Source organism: Kitasatospora sp. Xyl93 (genome assembly GCF_055383135.1).
The window spans coordinates 4,339,279-4,355,925 of sequence record NZ_AP029185.1 but is presented as its reverse complement, the minus strand read 5'-3'; the positions used below and the strand labels follow the sequence as shown (position 1 = coordinate 4,355,925).

At 74.3% G+C, this 16,647-nt stretch carries 16 protein-coding genes and 1 pseudogene; 7 read left to right on the top strand and 10 right to left on the bottom strand.

Annotation, left to right across the window (positions count from 1 at the left end):
- Nucleotides 1–41: 41 nt before the first annotated feature.
- From ACZ5GH_RS19490 to ACZ5GH_RS19480, 3 genes are all read right to left on the bottom strand, one after another.
- Entirely contained in the window at nt 42–1,055 is a 1,014-nt protein-coding gene (locus ACZ5GH_RS19490; RefSeq protein WP_464334887.1) for a hypothetical protein, read from the bottom strand.
- A gap of 140 nt (nt 1,056–1,195) precedes the next feature.
- Entirely contained in the window at nt 1,196–1,765 is a 570-nt protein-coding gene (locus ACZ5GH_RS19485; protein ID WP_464334886.1) for a GNAT family N-acetyltransferase, read from the bottom strand.
- Between the two features lie 23 nt (nt 1,766–1,788).
- Nucleotides 1,789–2,679 (bottom strand): NAD(P)-dependent oxidoreductase, encoded by an 891-nt coding sequence (locus ACZ5GH_RS19480; protein ID WP_387759001.1) that lies wholly within the window; start codon nt 2,677–2,679, stop codon nt 1,789–1,791.
- A gap of 105 nt (nt 2,680–2,784) precedes the next feature.
- Between ACZ5GH_RS19480 and ACZ5GH_RS19475 the strand changes: the two genes are divergently transcribed.
- Nucleotides 2,785–3,132 (top strand): winged helix-turn-helix transcriptional regulator, encoded by a 348-nt coding sequence (locus ACZ5GH_RS19475; RefSeq protein ID WP_387758999.1) that lies wholly within the window; start codon nt 2,785–2,787, stop codon nt 3,130–3,132.
- 97 nt (nt 3,133–3,229) lie between these two features.
- Here the strand turns inward: ACZ5GH_RS19475 and ACZ5GH_RS19470 are convergent, their stop codons facing one another.
- On the bottom strand, nt 3,230–3,652 hold the full coding sequence (locus ACZ5GH_RS19470) for a DUF350 domain-containing protein (protein WP_401106399.1): 423 nt from the start codon (nt 3,650–3,652) through the stop codon (nt 3,230–3,232).
- A 173-nt stretch (nt 3,653–3,825) separates the two neighbouring features.
- Here ACZ5GH_RS19470 and ACZ5GH_RS19465 point away from each other — a divergent pair.
- Nucleotides 3,826–4,317, top strand: a pseudogene (locus ACZ5GH_RS19465) (GNAT family N-acetyltransferase); the annotation flags it as partial.
- Nucleotides 4,318–4,632: 315 nt separating this feature from the next.
- A complete protein-coding gene (locus tag ACZ5GH_RS19460) occupies nt 4,633–6,462 on the top strand; it encodes an NHL domain-containing thioredoxin family protein (protein WP_464334885.1) in 1,830 nt (609 codons plus the stop codon).
- 66 nt (nt 6,463–6,528) lie between these two features.
- Here ACZ5GH_RS19460 and ACZ5GH_RS19455 read toward each other — a convergent pair whose 3' ends face one another.
- Together ACZ5GH_RS19455 and ACZ5GH_RS19450 are read right to left on the bottom strand one after the other, a co-directional pair.
- Nucleotides 6,529–7,836 (bottom strand): M18 family aminopeptidase, encoded by a 1,308-nt coding sequence (locus ACZ5GH_RS19455; RefSeq protein WP_464334884.1) that lies wholly within the window; start codon nt 7,834–7,836, stop codon nt 6,529–6,531.
- Between the two features lie 248 nt (nt 7,837–8,084).
- Nucleotides 8,085–9,914, bottom strand: coding sequence for an acyl-CoA dehydrogenase (locus ACZ5GH_RS19450; RefSeq protein WP_464334883.1), 1,830 nt, complete (start codon nt 9,912–9,914; stop codon nt 8,085–8,087).
- 213 nt (nt 9,915–10,127) lie between these two features.
- Here ACZ5GH_RS19450 and ACZ5GH_RS19445 point away from each other — a divergent pair, with 213 nt between their 5' ends.
- A complete protein-coding gene (locus ACZ5GH_RS19445; protein WP_387758990.1) occupies nt 10,128–10,631 on the top strand; it encodes an SseB family protein in 504 nt (167 codons plus the stop codon).
- Between the two features lie 123 nt (nt 10,632–10,754).
- A complete protein-coding gene (locus ACZ5GH_RS19440; RefSeq protein WP_387758989.1) occupies nt 10,755–11,714 on the top strand; it encodes a pirin family protein in 960 nt (319 codons plus the stop codon).
- Between the two features lie 64 nt (nt 11,715–11,778).
- Here the strand turns inward: ACZ5GH_RS19440 and ACZ5GH_RS19435 are convergent, their stop codons facing one another.
- Entirely contained in the window at nt 11,779–12,600 is an 822-nt protein-coding gene (locus ACZ5GH_RS19435) for an integrase (RefSeq protein ID WP_387758987.1), read from the bottom strand.
- A 203-nt stretch (nt 12,601–12,803) separates the two neighbouring features.
- On the opposite strand from ACZ5GH_RS19435, the gene ACZ5GH_RS19430 reads away from it, so the two are divergent.
- Complete coding sequence (locus ACZ5GH_RS19430) at nt 12,804–12,962, top strand: hypothetical protein (RefSeq protein ID WP_387758986.1); 159 nt, start codon at nt 12,804–12,806, stop codon at nt 12,960–12,962.
- A 72-nt stretch (nt 12,963–13,034) separates the two neighbouring features.
- On the opposite strand, the gene ACZ5GH_RS19425 is transcribed toward ACZ5GH_RS19430, so the two are convergent.
- Together ACZ5GH_RS19425 and ACZ5GH_RS19420 are read right to left on the bottom strand one after the other, a co-directional pair.
- Nucleotides 13,035–13,652, bottom strand: a complete 618-nt coding sequence (locus tag ACZ5GH_RS19425; RefSeq protein ID WP_387758984.1) for a TIGR03086 family metal-binding protein — start codon at nt 13,650–13,652, stop codon at nt 13,035–13,037.
- Nucleotides 13,649–14,515, bottom strand: coding sequence for an alpha/beta hydrolase (locus ACZ5GH_RS19420; protein ID WP_464334882.1), 867 nt, complete (start codon nt 14,513–14,515; stop codon nt 13,649–13,651). The genes ACZ5GH_RS19425 and ACZ5GH_RS19420 overlap by 4 nt, the downstream gene beginning before the upstream one ends.
- Before the next feature lie 175 nt (nt 14,516–14,690).
- Here ACZ5GH_RS19420 and ACZ5GH_RS19415 point away from each other — a divergent pair, with 175 nt between their 5' ends.
- Nucleotides 14,691–15,332: a TetR/AcrR family transcriptional regulator gene (locus tag ACZ5GH_RS19415; protein ID WP_387758980.1), complete on the top strand. Its 642-nt coding sequence runs from the start codon at nt 14,691–14,693 to the stop codon at nt 15,330–15,332.
- On the opposite strand, the gene ACZ5GH_RS19410 is transcribed toward ACZ5GH_RS19415, so the two are convergent.
- Complete coding sequence (locus ACZ5GH_RS19410; protein ID WP_464334881.1) at nt 15,329–16,639, bottom strand: amidase; 1,311 nt, start codon at nt 16,637–16,639, stop codon at nt 15,329–15,331. The two genes, ACZ5GH_RS19415 and ACZ5GH_RS19410, sit on opposite strands and share 4 nt — an antisense overlap.
- Between the last annotated feature and the right edge of the window lie 8 nt (nt 16,640–16,647).

The window sequence follows — 16,647 nt, the reverse complement described above, 5'->3', positions numbered from 1 at the left end:
GCCTCAGCAAACCCCCGAGCCGGCGGACGTCCGTCCCGGCCTCAGCGGGCCCCCGCGGTTCGTGCCCCCGTCCGCCGCCAGTACGACCAGGCGGCCACCACCAGCGCGACCCCGTACCCGGCGAACCCGCACATCCCGACCCAGGCGATCTCCAACGCGCTCTGCTCACTGGCGAACTCGCCCAGCCGGATCCGCGTCACCCCGGCGGTGCACAGCGTCAGGTAGCCGATCCCGGCCACCCCGTACGGCGCCAGCGTGGCCGCGCCCAGCAGGGCCGGGGTCAGCGGCAGCCAGCGCGGCACCCGGCGGCCGCGCAGCGGCGCGGTCCAGCGCGGGAAGACCTGCCCCCACGGGCGGACCAGCCCCCAGAGCAGGAACACCCCGAGCAGCGCCAGCAGCATGGTGCCGTCGAGCCCCCAGCGCTCCAGGGCCAGCCAGAGCCCGGAGGAGCCGTTGTGCACGTAGCTCGCGTACATCTGGTCGCCGCTGATCCCGGCGAAGCTGCCGCCCACCGCCCAGACCAGCTTCATCAGCACGTACGGGACGAACGCCAGGCTGCCGGCGCAGGCGGCGAGTTGGACGAGCGGCGGCGCCGCAGTGGGAGCCGGTCCGGGCCGCTCCGTCCGGCCGCCCGGGCCACCGGTGGCGCCCAGGCCGGTGCCGCCCGGACCACCGGTGCCGCCGGTGCCGCCGCGGGCAGCGGGCCGCAGGCCCAGGGCGGTCCTCGCGAGCAGCACCGCCCCCACCGCCGCCAGGACGCGTTCCACCGCGTCGGGGACGCTGCCCACCCGCTGGCCGAACAGCAGCGTGACCAGGTCCATCAGCAGGCCCCAGGCCCCCACCGCGGCCGCCCCGCACAGCAGCCACAGCAGCGGGCGCACCGGCCTCCGGCGCACCACCGCCGCACCGGCCGCGGCCGCGACCGCCCCCGTGCCGGCGACCGCCCACCCCGCCCAGTCCGCGCCGAACAGCTCCGTCCCGCTCAGGGCGCACCCCAGCCCGAGCCCGGCGAACCCGAGGCCCCAGCCGGTCACCGCCCACCCGTTCTTCCTCATGCCCCCAGGCTCGCCCGCCCCACCCGCACCGCTCCTCCCCCGCCGCGGTGATCCGGCTCCCCCGCCCGAGGGAGCCCCGTCCGGGCACGGCGCCAGGACGCGGCGCCCCGGGCGGGGCGGGCGGGGGAGGCGGCGGCCGTTCAGCCCCTCGGGGCGGCGAAGCAGTGGACGGTGACGGTGCGTCCGGAGGCCCAGCGCTGGTCGCCGCTGCCGAGGTGGGTCCAGCCGAGGCGGCGGTAGAGGGCCAGCGCGGCCGCGTCGGTGGCGAGGACGTCGAGCACCGGGTGCAGGCCGAGCGCCCGCGCGTGCGCCACGGCGCAGTCCAGCAGCCGGGCGCCGATGAAGTGGCCGCGCGCCGTGGGGGCGACGTACAGCCGGCCGATCACCGTGGCGAGCTCCGGGGGGCCGCCGGTGCGGTGGCTCCACAGCACCGGGGCGAGGTCGCCCGGCGCGCTGCGGGCGAGGCCGACGTGGCCGGCGAGCCGGCCGTCCGACTCGGCGATCCAGGCGGCGAGCAGGCCGTCCGGGGTCAGCCAGGCGGCGGGGCGGTCGGGCCAGTCGGCGGGGTAGCCGTCGGCGGCGTGGACGTCGCCCAGCACCCGGACGCAGTCGGCGAGGTCGGCGGCGCGGCGCGGTCGGACCACCACCTCCGCCCCGGCCGGTCGTGGGTCGGACGCGACGACGGTGGCGCGTTCTTCGAGGTCTGCCATGCCGGTACGTTACCGGCCGGAACTCACCGTCGCAGCAGGTCGACGACCCCGGTCAGGTCCTCCTCACCGTCGCCGGCCTCCAGGCGACGCTCCATCAACCGGAAGTACGGCTCCAGCAGTTCGGCGCTCACCCGCTGCTCCTCCGCGGTGCGCAGCAGCGTCCCCTTGCCGGCCACCTGCATGGCCAGGTTGGACACCACGTCCAGCTTGTAGTCCCCGGCCTCCAGCTGCTCCGCGGTCTTGGCCACCGAGCCGGACATCGCGCCGAGCCACCCGCCCAGCAGCGGCGCCAGCTCGCTCGGCGCCACGGCCTCGCCCCTGATCAGCGCGAAGGCGTGCGCGATCCCGGCGAACATCCCGTACATCCCGCTGAGCAGCGCCACGTCGTGCAGCGCCGCGAACCCGGCGTCCGCGCCCACGTACCGGGTGCCGGCCGGGGCGGCGAGGGTGTCGCCGTGCTCGGCGAACAGCTCGGCGGAGCCGCTGTAGAACACGTACGCCCCGGCCGCCGGGACGCCGATCATCGGCGGGACGGCCATGATCCCGCCGTCCAGGTAGCGGGCGCCGCGCCGCTCGGCCCAGGCGGCGCGGACGCGGGCCTGCCCGGGGGTGCTGGTGACCAGGTTGACGAGGTCCTTGCCGGTCAGGTCGACGCCGTCCAGCGCTTCGAGGACGGAGTCGTCGTCGAGCAGGCAGACGACGACCAGCCGGTTGGCCGCGACGGCCTCCGCGACGCCGGCGGCGACGGCGGCTCCGCGGGCGGCGAGCCCGTCGGCGCGGGCGGCGGTGCGGTTCCAGACGGTCAGCGGGTGCCCGGCGGCGAGCCAGGCCTCGGCCAGCGCGGTGCCCATCGCACCGAGGCCGAGCAGGGTGAGCGGGGTCTTGGTCACGTTCTCAACGGTGTTGGTTGCCATGGCGTCCAGCCTCGGCGCGGCTCCGGAGACGATCAAGTACGCACTTCGAAGTGGGTGGTTACCCTGGGGTGAGCATCGAGCTCGGAGGGGCCGGAAGGGGTGGGCATGGCGATCGTGCCGAGGCCGGGGGCGTACATCTGCGGGACGGACGCCGCGATGGACGTGATCGGCGGCAAGTGGAAGGTGTCGATCCTCTGGGCCCTGGGCGAGCGCCCGCACTGCCGCTTCGGCGAGCTGCGCCGGCTGCTGCCGGGGATCACCGAGAAGGTGCTGGCCGCGCACCTGCGCGAGATGGAGGCGCACGGCATCGTGCACCGGGAGGCGTACGACGAGGTGCCGCCACGCGTCGAGTACGCGCTGACCGAGGCGGGGCACCGCCTCAACACGGCGCTGGGGCCGCTGGGGGACTGGGGGCGGGAGCACGTCCTGGGCAAGGCGCCGTACCCGGCGTAGCGCACCGGCGCCCGATGGCGTCCGGGCCGGACGCCGGGCGGCAGGCGGTGGCCCCGCGGCCGGGAGCCCGTGCCCCGCGTCCCCGCGGCCGGTGCGCCTAGGCGATCGCGGCCGACACCACCGCCGCCACCGCGATGTTGCAGGCGGCGGACACCCACACCGCCGGGTGCGGCTCCGGATCGACCAGGATCGCGCCGAGCTTGCCCGGCGTCAGCAGGTCCACCAGCCAGAACGCGACGGCCATCAGCACCAGACCGAGCAGGCCGTAACAGGCCGTCGAGACCAGGCCCTTGCCGAAGTCGGCGTAGGTGTACATGATCGCGGTGAAGACGATGCCGCCGATGCCGAGCAGCGCCGAGCTGAGCAGCAGGGCGGCGTTGCGGTTGCGCTCGACCCAGATCTGGTGGCCGAGCCGGCCGGGCGTCAGCAGGTCGACCAGGCCGATGCCGAGGAGCAGCAGCACCACGCCGAGGGCGCCGTAGGCCGCCGCCGCACCGAGCCCGTGCAGGATGTCGTTCATCGTGGTTCCAGCCCCCGGTCCGCTCACGCCGTCCCCCTGACCGGCCGGCCAGGGCCCCCGACCCACCTGGTCAAGGGTTGGCAAAAGATACCCCACCCGAGTGAGCGGCGGAGCCTGTCGGCGGGCCGAAACCCCGTCGCACGGCAACCCCCCGATCCCCTTCAATACCTGCCATGCACTCCGACCTGACCACCGCCGAGCTGCGCAGCGAGCGCCTCGACCTGCTGCCGATCGCCCCCGGGCACGCCGAGGAGCTGGCGGCCGCGCTCGCCGACCCGGCGCTGCACGCCTTCACCGGCGGCCGCCCGGCCACCGTTGCGGAGCTGCGCGCCCGCTGCGCCCGGCTCGCCGCCGGCTCCCCCGACCCGGCCGAGGTCTGGGGCAACTGGGTGCTGCGGCTGCGCGCCGACGGCGCCCTCACCGGCTACGTGCAGGCCACGGTCCGCGCCGACGGCGCCGAACTCGCCTGGGTGGTCGGCACCCCGTGGCAGCGCCGCGGCCTGGCCCACGAGGCGGCCCGCACCCTGCTCACCCACCTCGTCACGGCCGGCATCACCACCGCCGTCGCCCACATCCACCCCGACCACCGCGCCTCCGCCCGACTCGCCCGCACCCTCGGCCTCTACCCCACCATGCGCACCCAGGACGGCGAGACCCGCTGGGAGGCCGACCTCGCCCGGCCCGACCTCTTCCCGAACCTCCTCGGCCTGACGGCGGAACGGGCCGCCCGCCTGACCGCGCTGGTCGAGGAGTGCCGCCCGGTGCTCGCCGCCGACGGCATGGAAGCCGTCCAGTCGCTGCTGGCCGAACGCGGGGTGGGCGTGATCCCCGCGATCATGGCCACCAGGGCCCTGCTCGGCTGGACCGGGACCTCCCTCCACACCGCCCGGAAGATCGTCGAGCTGAGCGCCGCCCGCACGCCGGACTGGTGAGCCCGGTCCGCCGGAATGCGGGCAGCCGGCGTGCGGTTTCATTGGGGCATGGCATCTCGTGCACGTGTACGCGCCCCCGAGCTGGTCGGGGCAGGCGGTTGGCTGAACACCGGCGGCAAGGAGCTCACGCTCGCCGACTTCCGGGGCAAGATCACCATCCTGGACTTCTGGACCTTCTGCTGCATCAACTGCCTGCACGTCCTGGACGAACTGCGGGAGCTGGAGGAGAAGCACCGCGACACCGTGGTGATCGTCGGGGTGCACTCGCCGAAGTTCGTGCACGAGGCCGACCACCAGGCCGTCGTCGACGCCGTGGCCCGCTACGAGGTGCACCACCCGGTGCTGGACGACCCGGCGCTGGCCACCTGGAAGCAGTACGCCGTACGGGCATGGCCGACGCTGGTGGTCATCGACCCGGAGGGCTACGTGGTCGCCCAGCACGCCGGCGAGGGCCACGCCCACGCACTGGCCCGGCTGGTCGAGGAGCTGGAGGCCGAGCACGCCGCGAAGGGCACGCTGCGCCGCGGCGACGGCCCGTACGTGGCGCCGGAGCCGACCGCCGGGGACCTCAAGTTCCCCGGCAAGGCGGTCCGGCTGCCGAACGGCCACTTCCTGGTCGCCGACTCCGGCCACCACTCGCTGGTCGAGCTGGCCGAGGACGGCGAGACGGTGGTGCGCCGGATCGGCGACGGGCGGCGCGGCCTGGTGGACGGCGACGGCGCGGACGGCGTCGGCCCGCGGTTCAGCGAGCCGCAGGGCCTCGCGCTGCTGCCGGAGGGCTCGGAGTACGACGTGGTCGTCGCCGACACCGTCAACCACGCGCTGCGCGGCGTCCGCCTCGCCGACGGCCGGGTGACCACCCTGGCCGGCACCGGCCGGCAGTGGTGGCAGGGCTCGGCCACCGGGGGCCCGGCCCGCGAGGTGGACCTCTCCTCGCCGTGGGACGTCGCCTGGTTCGACGGCCGGGTGTGGATCGCGATGGCCGGCGTGCACCAGCTGTGGTCGTACGACCCGGCCACCGACACCGTCGCGGTCGCGGCCGGCACCACCAACGAGGGCCTGGTGGACGGGCCCGCCGCCGAGGCCTGGTTCGCCCAGCCCTCCGGCCTCGCGGTCTCGGCGGACGGCGAGCGGCTCTGGGTCGCCGACTCCGAGACCTCCGCGCTGCGCTCGGTTTCACGTGAAACCAAGACGGTCGAAACCGCCGTCGGCACCGGCCTGTTCGACTTCGGCCACCGCGACGGCGCCGCCGGGCAGGCCCTGTTCCAGCACCCGCTGGGCGTCACCGTGCTGCCGGACGGCTCGGTGGCCGTCGCCGACACCTACAACCACGCGCTGCGCCGCTACGACCCGGCGAGCGGCGAGGTCAGCACGCTGGCCACCGACCTGCGCGAGCCCTCCGGGGCGGTGCTGGTGGACGGCGACATCGTGGTGGTCGAGTCGGCCCGGCACCGGCTGACCAGGCTGCGGCTGCCCGAGGAGGCGGTACGGGTCGAGTCGGTGGCGCACCGCACCCAGCGGGCGGCCACCGAGGTCGCCCCGGGCGCGTTCCGGCTGGACGTGGTCTTCGAGGCGCCGAACGGCCAGAAGCTGGACGAGCGCTACGGCCCGTCCACCCGGCTGCTGGTCAGCGCGACCCCGCCCGAGCTGCTGGTCTCCGGCGCTGGCGCGGACAGCGACCTCTCCCGTGAGCTGGTGCTCTCCGCCGAGGTCGCCGAGGGCGTGCTGCACGTCTCGGCGATGGCCGCGTCCTGCGACGACGACCCGGAGATCGAGTACCCGGCCTGCCACGTGCACCAGCAGGACTGGGGCGTGCCGGTGAAGCTGGTCGCCGACGGCGCCCGCCGCCTGCCGCTGGTGCTGGCCGGGATGGAGTAGCCAGAGGACGCGGCACAGCGCGAAGGGGCCCGGCGAACCGACGCCGGGCCCCTTCCGCCACCGCCGTCAGCCCTCCAGGAAGGCCTTGAGCGCGCTCGCCAGCAGGTACGGGTCCTCCGCGCCACACAGCTCGCGCGCCGAGTGCATGGAGAGCGCCGCGATGCCGCAGTCCACCGTCCTGATGCCCAGCCGCGCCGCCGTGATCGGGCCGATCGTCGTACCGCAGGGCATGGCGTTGTTGGAGACGAAGCTCTGCCACGGCACGCCCGCCTTCTCGCAGGCGGCCGCGAACACCGCCCGGCCGACGCCGTCGGTCGCGTAGCGGTTGTTGACGTTGACCTTGAGGATCGGCCCGCCGTTCGGCATCGGGTGGTGGCCCGGCTCGTGCCGCTCGCTGTAGTTGGGGTGGACGGCGTGGCCCATGTCCGAGGAGAGGCAGACGGTGCCGGCCAGCGCCCGGGCCCGGTCCTCGGTGGCGCCGCCGCGCGCGTGGATCGTCCGGTCCAGCACGTTGCCGAGCAACGGGCTCTGCGCGCCGGTGTCGGACTCGCTGCCGGTCTCCTCGTGGTCGAAGGCGGCCAGCACCGGGATGTACGGCAGGTCGGCGGCGCCGTCGGCGGTGGCGACCGCGGCGAGCGCGGCGGTGGCCGCGTGCACCGAGAGCAGGTTGTCCAGGCGGGGCGCGGCCAGCAGCTCGCGGTCGCGGCCCAGGTAGGAGGCGGGCTGGACGTCGTGGGTCATGAGGTCCCAGCCGACCACGTCGGCGGCGGCCAGACCGGCCCGCTGGGCGACGTAGGAGATCAGCGAGCCCTCGTCGACCGGGCCGAGGCCCCAGATCGGGGTGAGGTGGCGCTGCTTGTCGAGCTTCATGCCCTCGTTGACCTGGCGGTCCAGGTGGATGGCGAGCTGGGGCACCCGCAGCAGCGGCTCGTCCAGCTGGACCAGCCGGACGGTGCCGTCCTTGAGCGCGAGCCGGCCGGAGAGGCCGAGGTCGCGGTCCAGCCAGGTGTTCAGCGGGACGCCGCCGTAGATCTCCACGGCGACCTGCCGCCAGCCCTCCGAGCCGGTGTCCGGCACCGGCTTGACCCGCAGGTTGGGCGAGTCGGTGTGGGTGCCGACGATGCGGAACGGGGTCTCGGGGCCCGCTCCTTCCGGCAGGTACCAGGCGATCAGCGCGCCGCCGCGGATCAGGTAGCGCCCGCCGGCCGCGTGGTCCCAGGCGTCCGTCTCGGCGACCTGCCGGAACCCCGCCTTCTCCAGCCGCTCCGCGGCGCTCGCCACCGCGTGGTACGGGGACGGGGAGGTGCCGAGGAACGCGATCAGGTCGTCGGTGTGCGTCCGGTCGAAGAATGCCTGGCGGGCGGCGGTCGACATGCTGCTCCTGGGTCGAGTGAGGGCCGAAGCCGGATGGGGAGGCGGCTTCGCACCTGAGCATATGCCCGTACACGGACAGGGCATTCGGAACACCGGTCCGGTGCGCAACCTCGGACACAACAGTGAACCACCCCGTGCGACCTGAGGTTTCGCCTCCCCGGACCACGGCCCGGACACACCGAAGGGCCCGGTGGCAGCCGGGCCCTTCGGTGTGAGGGTGTGTCAGGCGGTTCGGGAGGTGCCGAGGCCTAGAAGGCCTCCTCCGCCAGCTCCATGATCTCGTTGTCGATGCCCTCGGCGATCAGGCGCTGCGGGGCGACGGTCGGCAGGACGTTCTTGGCGAAGAAGCGGGCCGCCGCGACCTTGCCCTGGTAGAAGGGGACGTCCTTCTCCGAGGCGCCGGCCTCCAGCTTGGCCAGGGCCACCGCGGCCTGGCGCAGCAGCAGCCAGCCGACCACGACGTCGCCGGAGACCATCAGCAGGCGGGTGGTGTTCAGGCCCACCTTGTACATGTTCTTGACGTCCTGCTCGACCGAGGTGAGGTCGGCCAGCAGCTTGCCGACGATGGCCTCCAGGTCGCCCGCGGCCTTGGCGAGCAGCTCGCGCTCGGCGGCCAGGGCGTCGCCGCCGGCGGCGGAGCCGAGGAACTTCTGGATCTGCTCGGACAGCGCGGTGAGCGCCTGGCCGCCGTCCTTGACGATCTTGCGGAAGAAGAAGTCCTGGCCCTGGATCGCCGTGGTGCCCTCGTAGAGGGTGTCGATCTTGGCGTCACGGATGTACTGCTCGATCGGGTACTCCTGGAGGTACCCGGAGCCGCCGAAGGTCTGCAGCGACTGGGCGAGCTGCTCGTAGGACTTCTCCGAGCCGTAGCCCTTGACGATCGGCAGCAGCAGGTCGTTCAGGCGCTCGGCGGCCTCGTCGCGCTCGCCGCGCAGCTTGGCGGCCATCATGTCGTCCTGGGTGGACGCGGTGAACAGGACCAGCGCGCGCATGCCCTCGGCGTAGGCCTTCTGGGTGAGCAGCGAGCGGCGCACGTCCGGGTGGTGGGTGATGGTGACGCGCGGGGCGGTCTTGTCCATGAACTGCGAGATGTCGGCGCCCTGCACGCGCTCCTTGGCGTACTCCAGGGCGTTCAGGTAACCGGTGGAGAGGGTGGCGATGGCCTTCGTGCCGACCATCATGCGGGCGAACTCGATGATCTTGAACATCTGGCGGATGCCGTCGACCTTCTCGCCGAGCAGCCAGCCCTTGGCCGGGTGCTTGGCGCCGAAGGTCATCTCGCAGGTGTTCGAGGCCTTGAGGCCCATCTTGTGCTCGACGTTGGTGGCGTAGACGCCGTTGCGCTCGCCCAGCTCGCCGGTCTCCCAGTCGAAGTCGAACTTGGGGACGATGAACAGGCCCAGGCCCTTGGTGCCCGGCTTACCGCCCTCGGGGCGGGCCAGCACCATGTGGATGATGTTCTCGGACATGTCGTGCTCGCCCGAGGTGATGAAGCGCTTCACGCCCTCGATGTGCCAGGAGCCGTCCTCCTGCCGGATCGCCTTGGTTCGGCCGGCGCCCACGTCGGAGCCCGCGTCGGGCTCGGTGAGGACCATGGTGGAGCCCCACAGGCGGTCGGTCATCCGCTTGGCGATCTCGAGCTGCTCCTCGGTGCCCTCCTCGGCGATGACGCCGGCGAAGGCCGGGCCGGAGGAGTACATCCAGATGGCCGGGTTGGAGCCCAGGATCTGCTCGGCGAAGGCCCAGATCAGCGAGTTCGGGGTGACCTGGCCACCGATCGACTCCGGGATGCCCAGGCGCCACCACTCGGCGTCCATGAAGGTCTGGTAGCTCTTCTTGAAGGCGGCCGGGATCGGCGCGGTGTTGGTCTCCGGGTCGAAGACCGGCGGGTTGCGGTCGGTGTCGGTGAAGGACGCCGCGAGGTCGTTCTCGGCGAGGCGCGAGATCTCGCTCAGGATGTTCTTCGCGGTCTCGACGTCCATGTCCGCGAACGGTCCGGTGCCGTACACCTGCTCGCGGCCGAACACCTCGAAGAGGTTGAACTCCACGTCGCGCAGGTTGGACTTGTAGTGACCCATGGCCGTTATCTCCGGTTCGTCGCTTCCGGGAGACCGCCGCGTTCCGGCGTCCCGTACCCACCAGTAGGCATCATGATGCTACCCAGCGGTAACTTGGGCAAGCCCCCGCCCGTGAATCGGCTATGAACGTGGTCACGTCCCACAGCCCGGGCGGCCACTCCTTGTCAGGATCGGTGCCAGCGGAGCGGGGTGCGCTGCCGCTAGCCTGTCCGTGTGTACGGATATGACCAGAACACATACCCGGGCGACCCCTACCAGCAGCAGGCGGGACCGCAGCAGGGCATGAACGGCATGCCCGGACCCGACGCCTACGGCGGGCAGGCGCAGCCCCCGCAGCAGTCCCTGTACCCCGAACCGTCCCCGCCCTCACTCGCGGACGCCGTACGGGCCTTCACCACCGGCTCGATGGCGGTCGAGGACTTCCAGGCGATCTTCATCACCTCGAAGGTGCACTGCCCGCGCGGCGACCGCCCCGGGTTCCTGGCGCTGCACAACACCCCGACGCCGGTGATCCCGATGTTCAGCTCACTGAAGGAGCTGCGCCGCTACGCCGGCAAGGACTCCAAGCACTTCACCGTGACCGGCGCCGAGGTCCTGGACCTGCTGCCGACCGGGTACGGCTTCGCGCTGGACATGGAGGGCGAGCACCGGATGGTGTTCGACGCCAAGGCCGTCGAGCAGATGGTCGACTTCACCATGCGCCGGATGTACGGCTGACCCATCCTGGGAGAGGGAGCGCCGCTCCTTCGTCACCACATAGTTCAATTTTCAACTTGCCTGTTGTTGAGGATTGAACTAACCTGGTGCACGTAGGCCAGACCACCCCCGAAGGAGGCCGACATGCCCGCCGTGACCGTCGACAACCCGCTGACCCTCCCGCGCGTCACCACGCCGGACCCCGCCGTCACGAGCGCCCGGCCGGTCCTCACCGTGGCCACCGCTCCCGAGGGCTTCGAAGGCGAGGGCTTCCCCGTCCGCCGCGCCTTCGCCAAGATCAACCAGAAGTACCTCGACCCGTTCATCATGATGGACCAGATGGGTGAGGTGGACTACGCGGCCGGCGAGCCCAAGGGCACCCCCTGGCACCCGCACCGCGGCTTCGAGACCGTCACCTACATCATCGACGGAACGTTCATCCACCAGGACTCGCACGGCGGCGGCGGCACCATCACCGACGGCGACACCCAGTGGATGACGGCCGGCTCCGGCCTGCTGCACATCGAGACCCCGCCGGAGTCGCTGGTGCGGTCCGGCGGCCTGTTCCACGGCCTCCAGCTGTGGGTGAACCTGCCCGCCTCGGACAAGATGATCGCCCCGAAGTACCAGGACATCCGCGGCGGCAGCGTCAAGCTGCTCAGCACCGAGGACGGCGGCGCGCTGCTCCGGGTGATCGCCGGCGAGCTGGGCGGCCACCAGGGCCCCGGCACCACCTTCACCCCGATCACCATGATCCACGCCTCGGTCAGCCCCGGCGCCCAGATCACCCTGCCCTGGCGCACCGACTTCAACGCCCTCGCCTACGGCCTCGCCGGCAACGGCTCGGCCGGCACCGAGCACCGCCCCTTCCACCGCGGCCAGGCCGTCGTCTTCGGCGACGGCGACTCCCTCACCATCCGCGCCGACGAGAAGCAGGACTCCCGCGACACCAACTTCGAGGTCGTCCTCCTCGGCGGCCTCCCGATCCGCGAGCCCGTCGCCCACTACGGCCCGTTCGTGATGAACAGCCACCGCGAACTCCAGCAGGCCATGGAGGACTTCCAGGCCGGCCGGCTCGGCACCATCCCCGCCTCCGGCCGCTGACGGCTCGGAGCCGGTGCGGCGCGGCGGCCGCGGGCGAGACCCGCGGCCGCCGCGCCGTACCCGGTCACAACAGCGCGTAGAGGGCCGAGGCGTCGTCGTGCGTCTTGCCGCGCGGCCAGCGCTCGCACTCGGCGTCCGCCCGCTCCACCGCCCGGACCTGGGCGATCAGCTCGCCCGGCCCCGACTCGTCGAGCAGCCGCAGCACATCGCCCCAACTCCCCAGCCCGAAGCGCTCGGTGTAGCGCGAGGCGCCGTCGGTGAGGGCGGCCAGCGCGCGCAGTCCGTCCAGCGGGACGAAGCCGGTCTCGGCGTGCTCGGCCGCCCGCGGGCTGGCGGCGGCGATCCACGGGCCGTTGCCCCGGTTGCGGGCGGCCCGCACGGCCAGCGCGTACTCCAGGTGCAGCGCGGCGCGTTCGGCCGAGCCGGGGACGGTCTGCCAGACCTTCCGGCGCAGCGCCTCCCCGCCGGGGAAGCGCTGGTTGTCCCCGATCACCCTCGGCGGGCCGTCCTTGGGCTCCAGCACCAGCAGGGAGTCGCCGAGCACCAGGTACTCCAGCGCCCCGCCGTGCCGCCGGGCCGCGACGACCATCGCGGCGGGAGTGTTGGGATGGGCCAGGTCGCAGCGGCCGCCGTGCAGCGCGGCCGTCTCCACGATGGCGTCGGCCAGGCACTCGGCGATCGAGCGGTCCGGCCGGTCGGTGAGCCGGGCGAGCAGGTGCACGCCCAGCCGGCGCACGTACCAGGCGGTGCCGTGCCGGCACCCGGACTCCAGGCCGGTCGGCGAACTCGCGCCGTCCAGCAGGACCAGCGCCTCCGGCGAGGCCGCCGCGAAGTCCTCGCTCTCGCGGTCGGGCCGCCGTGCTTCCCCTGCGAGCTGTAGCTGCATCCCGACAGTGTGGCCGCCGCCCCCGGCCCGCGCCCAGACCCGTGCGCCGGTGCGGCGCCGGCCGGGGCGCGGTGCCCGGTGGCAGCGGGGGTGATTCGGCCATACCGTCGGACAGTGACCGGACGATTCGGCCAATCGGAGCGGGTCGGGTTTGGGATCACCTTCGGGTGTCCGGGCCGCCCGCGACTGACGAGGAGCGGAAGATGTTCTGGCAGTTCATCGTGGTGCTGGCCGCCTCGCTCGGCTTCCCGACCGCCGTACTGCTCTTCCTGATCGGCGGGCCGCGCTTCCCCGACGAGCGGCGCGGCCCCGACACCCGGGGCACCCACACCCGGGGCACCGGGAGCTCCCGGATCGCCTAGGCCTTCCGGGATCCCCTGTGTCCCGGACGCCCCCGACGCCCGCAGCCCCGCCGCCCCGAGTCCGCTGGGCCGCTACGGCTTCCAGGCCGGGTCGCGGCCGAGCAGCGCCAGGGCGCGGGCCGACCGGCCGTCGCCACCGCCGGGTTCGAGCCCCGGACCGAAGGCCCGCCCGGGCGCCCTGGCCTCCGGGGTGCTCGGGACGGCCTGCGCCACCGTCAGCAGCGCGGTGGCCAGCGCGTCGTCGCCGTCCACCGCCGCGACCAGTCCGTCCCGGGTGCCCAGCGCGGCGGCCGCGTCCCAGCCGTGCACCAGGGTGTCCAGCAGGTGGAAGCCCACCGCCGCGGCGAACGGGAACGGCCCGCCGTCGCGGATCTCGGGCAGCCAGAGCGGCCGCTCCGCGGCGGCCGCCGCCCGGAAGGCCGCCGTGAGGTCGGCCCCGCTGCGGCGGAAGGCGCCGGCCGGGTCGGCGCCGAGCGGGGCGTCCGCGAACAGCGCCGGGTCCGGCCCGGCGCCGCGGGCGGCCGCGGTGAAGCCCTGGTGCTGGCCCACGCAGTGCTCCAGCAGTCCGCGCAGCGTCCAGCCGGCGCAGGGGGTCGGCAGGTCCAGCTGGTCCGGCCGCACGCCGTCCACCACCTGGACGGCCAACTCCATGGCCCGCGCGTGCAGTTCGACGATCACGGTGCTCCTCATGCGGCAGCGGCCTCCAGTCCGGCGGAGATGAAGCCGATCACCTGGTCGACGACCGCCGGCTCGGCGATGATCCGGCGGTGGCCGAGCCCCCGGGTGACCACCAGGTCCAGCCGCTCCCCGTACGCCCTGCGCAGCCGGTGCGCCTCGCTCAACGGGACGACGGTGTCGTCCTCGTCGTGCACCACCAGGACCGGGCCGCCGACCGCGTCGACCTGGCGGGCCGCGTCGTAGCGCTCCCAGCCCCCGGCGTCCCCGCCGAACAGCTCCCGTTCGATCCGCGCCCGCAACGCCCGCTCCACGTCGGCGTTCAGCCCGAGCCCGGCGCAGAACGCGGCCGGGAAGAAGCCGACCCGGGACACCCCGGAGACGGCGGCCAGCCGCCCCGCCCGCAGGCCGTCGGCCAGCGCCCCGAAGGCCGCGCAGCCACCGAGCGAGTGCGCCACCACGCCCTCGAACGGCCCGTACCGGTCCTGGAGCCGCAGCGCGAGCTCGCGGTACTCCGGCACGCTGGTGGTCCGGCCGCCGGAGTCGCCGTGCCCCGGCGCGTCGAAGGCGACGGCGCTCAGCCCGAGCGCCCGCAGCCGGGGGACGTACGGGGCGAACCGGGAGGCCCGGGAGCGCCAGCCGTGCAGCAGCAGCACCGGCCGCTCGCCGCTTCCCCAGCGGTAGCCGACCACCGGCTTGCCGCCCACGGAGAGCCGTTCGGTCACCGCCCGCTCGTGCACCTCCCGCTCCGAACCGCGCACCCGGCTGCGCCGCAGCGGGTGCCTGAACAGCTCGAAGGCGGCCCGCCCGGCCAGGCCGGGGGCGATCCGGGCGGTGGGGTTGAGGGTCGTACGGATCAGTCCCTGAGTCGGGTCCATCGGGTCTCCCTGCTCTCCGCGCTCCTTGTCACGCCTCGCTCGGGCGAGATATTAGCACGACCGTTCGTGCAGTTTTCCGAGGATTCCCCGGGCCCGCCCAGGCGCGCGTCCGGGCCCGCCACGGCGCACGCACTACCCTGGGCGGCACCCACGACGAGCAGAACAGGGGCGGACGATGGCCGGACCGACCACGGACGGACGGGTTCTACGCGGCGAGGAGACCCGCCGGGCGGTGCTGCGCCGCGCCGTCGAGATCGCCTCCGTCGAGGGCCTGGACGCGCTCTCCATCGGCCGCCTCGCCACCGACCTCGGCCTCAGCAAGAGCGGCGTCTTCGCCGGCTTCGGTTCCAAGGAGGAACTGCAGCTGGCCACCGTCCGCGCCGCCCGCCGGATCTTCGCCGACGCCGTCGTCACCCCGGTCGCCGACACCCCGCCCGGCCTCGCCCGGGCCCGGGCCCTCTGCGAGGGTTGGCTCGCCTACTCCCGCGCCCGGGTCTTCCCCGGCGGCTGCTTCTTCTACGAGGTCACCGCCGAGTTCGACGCCCGCCCCGGCGCCGTCCGGGACGCCCTGGCCGGCTGCGCCGGCGAGTGGTTCGACACCGTCGTCGAGACCCTCCACGACGCCCGGGCCGCCGGCGCCCTGCGCCCCGACACCGACCTCGGGGACCTCGCCTTCGCCCTGATCGCCGTCCTGGAGACGGCCAACTCCCAGGCCGTGCTGCACGACGAGGACACCCCGTACGAGCGGGCCGGCCGCCTGCTGCTGCGCCTGCTGCGCGCCGAGGCCGCCGACCCGGCCGACCCGGCGCTCGTCTAACCGTCCGCCAGGGCCCGTTCGACCAGGGCGGCCTGGGCCAGCAAGCGCTCGTCGCCGCCCTCCGCCCCGACCACCTGGAGCCCCAGCGGCAACCCCTCCCGGGTCCGCCCGGCCGGCAGGCTCAGCGCCGGCCGCCCGAGGAAGCTCCACGGCAGCGACATCACCGCGTCCCCGGTGCTGTGCAGGCCCTCCGGCGCGCCGCCGGTCGCCGAGGGCGCCAGCCACAGGTCCACCCCGGCCGCCGCGCCCGCCTCCGCCACCCGCTCGCGCAGCCGCTCCCGGAACCGCAGGGCGGCCGCCCGGTCCTCGGCCGTGACGCCCTGGCCGGCCCGGATGCCCGCCACCGTCTCCGGCCGGTAGAGCCCGCCGAAGCGGGCGAACCAGTCGGCGTGGCTCCGGGCCAGCTCGAAGCGGTTGACCGTCTGCAACTGCCGGACGATCCCGGCGAAGTCCGGGAACAGCTCGACCCGGCGCACCGCGAACCCGGCCCGCGCCAGCCGCGCCGCCTGCTCCTCGAAGGCGCGCAGCGCGGCCGGTTCGGCCCGCTCCAGGTACGTCCCGTCCGGCACCCCGAGCACCGGCGCTTCCGACCCGTCCCGCACCGCCCGCCAGCCGTCGCAGAGCAGCGGGGCCGCCAGGGCCGCGCCCGCCAGGTCGGCGGTGAAGATCCCGAGGGTGTCGAAGCTCGGCGCGTTCGGGATCACCCCGGTGGTCGGGATCCGGCCGTACGTCGGACGGAAGCCCACCACCCCGCAGTACGCGGCCGGGCGGACCACCGAGCCGACCGTCTGGGTGCCGACCGCCAGCGGCACCAGCCCGGCCGCTACCGCCGCCGCCGAACCGCTGCTGGAGCCGCCCGGGGTGTGCCCGGGATGGTGCGGGTTGCGGGTCGGGCCGGGGGCGCTCGCGGCGAACTCGGTGGTCACCGTCTTGCCCGCGACCAGCGCCCCCGCCGCCCGCAGCCGGTCCACCACCACGGCCTGCGGCCCGGCCAGCACCCCGGGCGGCAGCGCCGAACCGCCGTGGGTGGGCAGCCCGTCCACGTGCACGACGTCCTTGACGCCCACCGCCACCCCGTACAGCGGCGGCCGCCCGACCGGCTCCGGGTACCGCGCGGCGAGCTCCCGCGCCTGCGCCCGCAGCCGTCCGTGCCGCCCCGGCTCCGGCACGAACGCGCGGACCAGCGGGTCCACCCGCTCGACCAGCGCGCACAACCGGTCGACGTACTCGGGCAGTTCCGGCACACCGGCGCGCAGCCCGGCGGCCTCGTCGGTCAACGGCCGCCACCGGACGAGTGGTTCCTCCATGCCGGTCA

Bases quoted from the DNA above. Each gene is read 5' to 3' on its own strand.
- ACZ5GH_RS19450 (WP_464334883.1), bottom strand. From the start codon at position 9,914: ATGGGTCACTACAAGTCCAACCTGCGCGACGTGGAGTTCAACCTCTTC.
- ACZ5GH_RS19480 (WP_387759001.1), bottom strand. From the start codon at position 2,679: ATGGCAACCAACACCGTTGAGAACGTGACCAAGACCCCGCTCACCCTG.
- ACZ5GH_RS19420 (WP_464334882.1), bottom strand. From the start codon at position 14,515: ATGGACCCGACTCAGGGACTGATCCGTACGACCCTCAACCCCACCGCC.
- ACZ5GH_RS19430 (WP_387758986.1), top strand. From the start codon at position 12,804: ATGTTCTGGCAGTTCATCGTGGTGCTGGCCGCCTCGCTCGGCTTCCCG.
- ACZ5GH_RS19485 (WP_464334886.1), bottom strand. From the start codon at position 1,765: ATGGCAGACCTCGAAGAACGCGCCACCGTCGTCGCGTCCGACCCACGA.
- ACZ5GH_RS19410 (WP_464334881.1), bottom strand. From the start codon at position 16,639: ATGGAGGAACCACTCGTCCGGTGGCGGCCGTTGACCGACGAGGCCGCC.
- ACZ5GH_RS19440 (WP_387758989.1), top strand. From the start codon at position 10,755: ATGCCCGCCGTGACCGTCGACAACCCGCTGACCCTCCCGCGCGTCACC.
- ACZ5GH_RS19470 (WP_401106399.1), bottom strand. From the start codon at position 3,652: ATGAACGACATCCTGCACGGGCTCGGTGCGGCGGCGGCCTACGGCGCC.
- ACZ5GH_RS19460 (WP_464334885.1), top strand. From the start codon at position 4,633: ATGGCATCTCGTGCACGTGTACGCGCCCCCGAGCTGGTCGGGGCAGGC.
- ACZ5GH_RS19475 (WP_387758999.1), top strand. From the start codon at position 2,785: ATGGCGATCGTGCCGAGGCCGGGGGCGTACATCTGCGGGACGGACGCC.
- ACZ5GH_RS19435 (WP_387758987.1), bottom strand. From the start codon at position 12,600: ATGCAGCTACAGCTCGCAGGGGAAGCACGGCGGCCCGACCGCGAGAGC.
- ACZ5GH_RS19425 (WP_387758984.1), bottom strand. From the start codon at position 13,652: ATGAGGAGCACCGTGATCGTCGAACTGCACGCGCGGGCCATGGAGTTG.
- ACZ5GH_RS19455 (WP_464334884.1), bottom strand. From the start codon at position 7,836: ATGTCGACCGCCGCCCGCCAGGCATTCTTCGACCGGACGCACACCGAC.
- ACZ5GH_RS19490 (WP_464334887.1), bottom strand. From the start codon at position 1,055: ATGAGGAAGAACGGGTGGGCGGTGACCGGCTGGGGCCTCGGGTTCGCC.
- ACZ5GH_RS19415 (WP_387758980.1), top strand. From the start codon at position 14,691: ATGGCCGGACCGACCACGGACGGACGGGTTCTACGCGGCGAGGAGACC.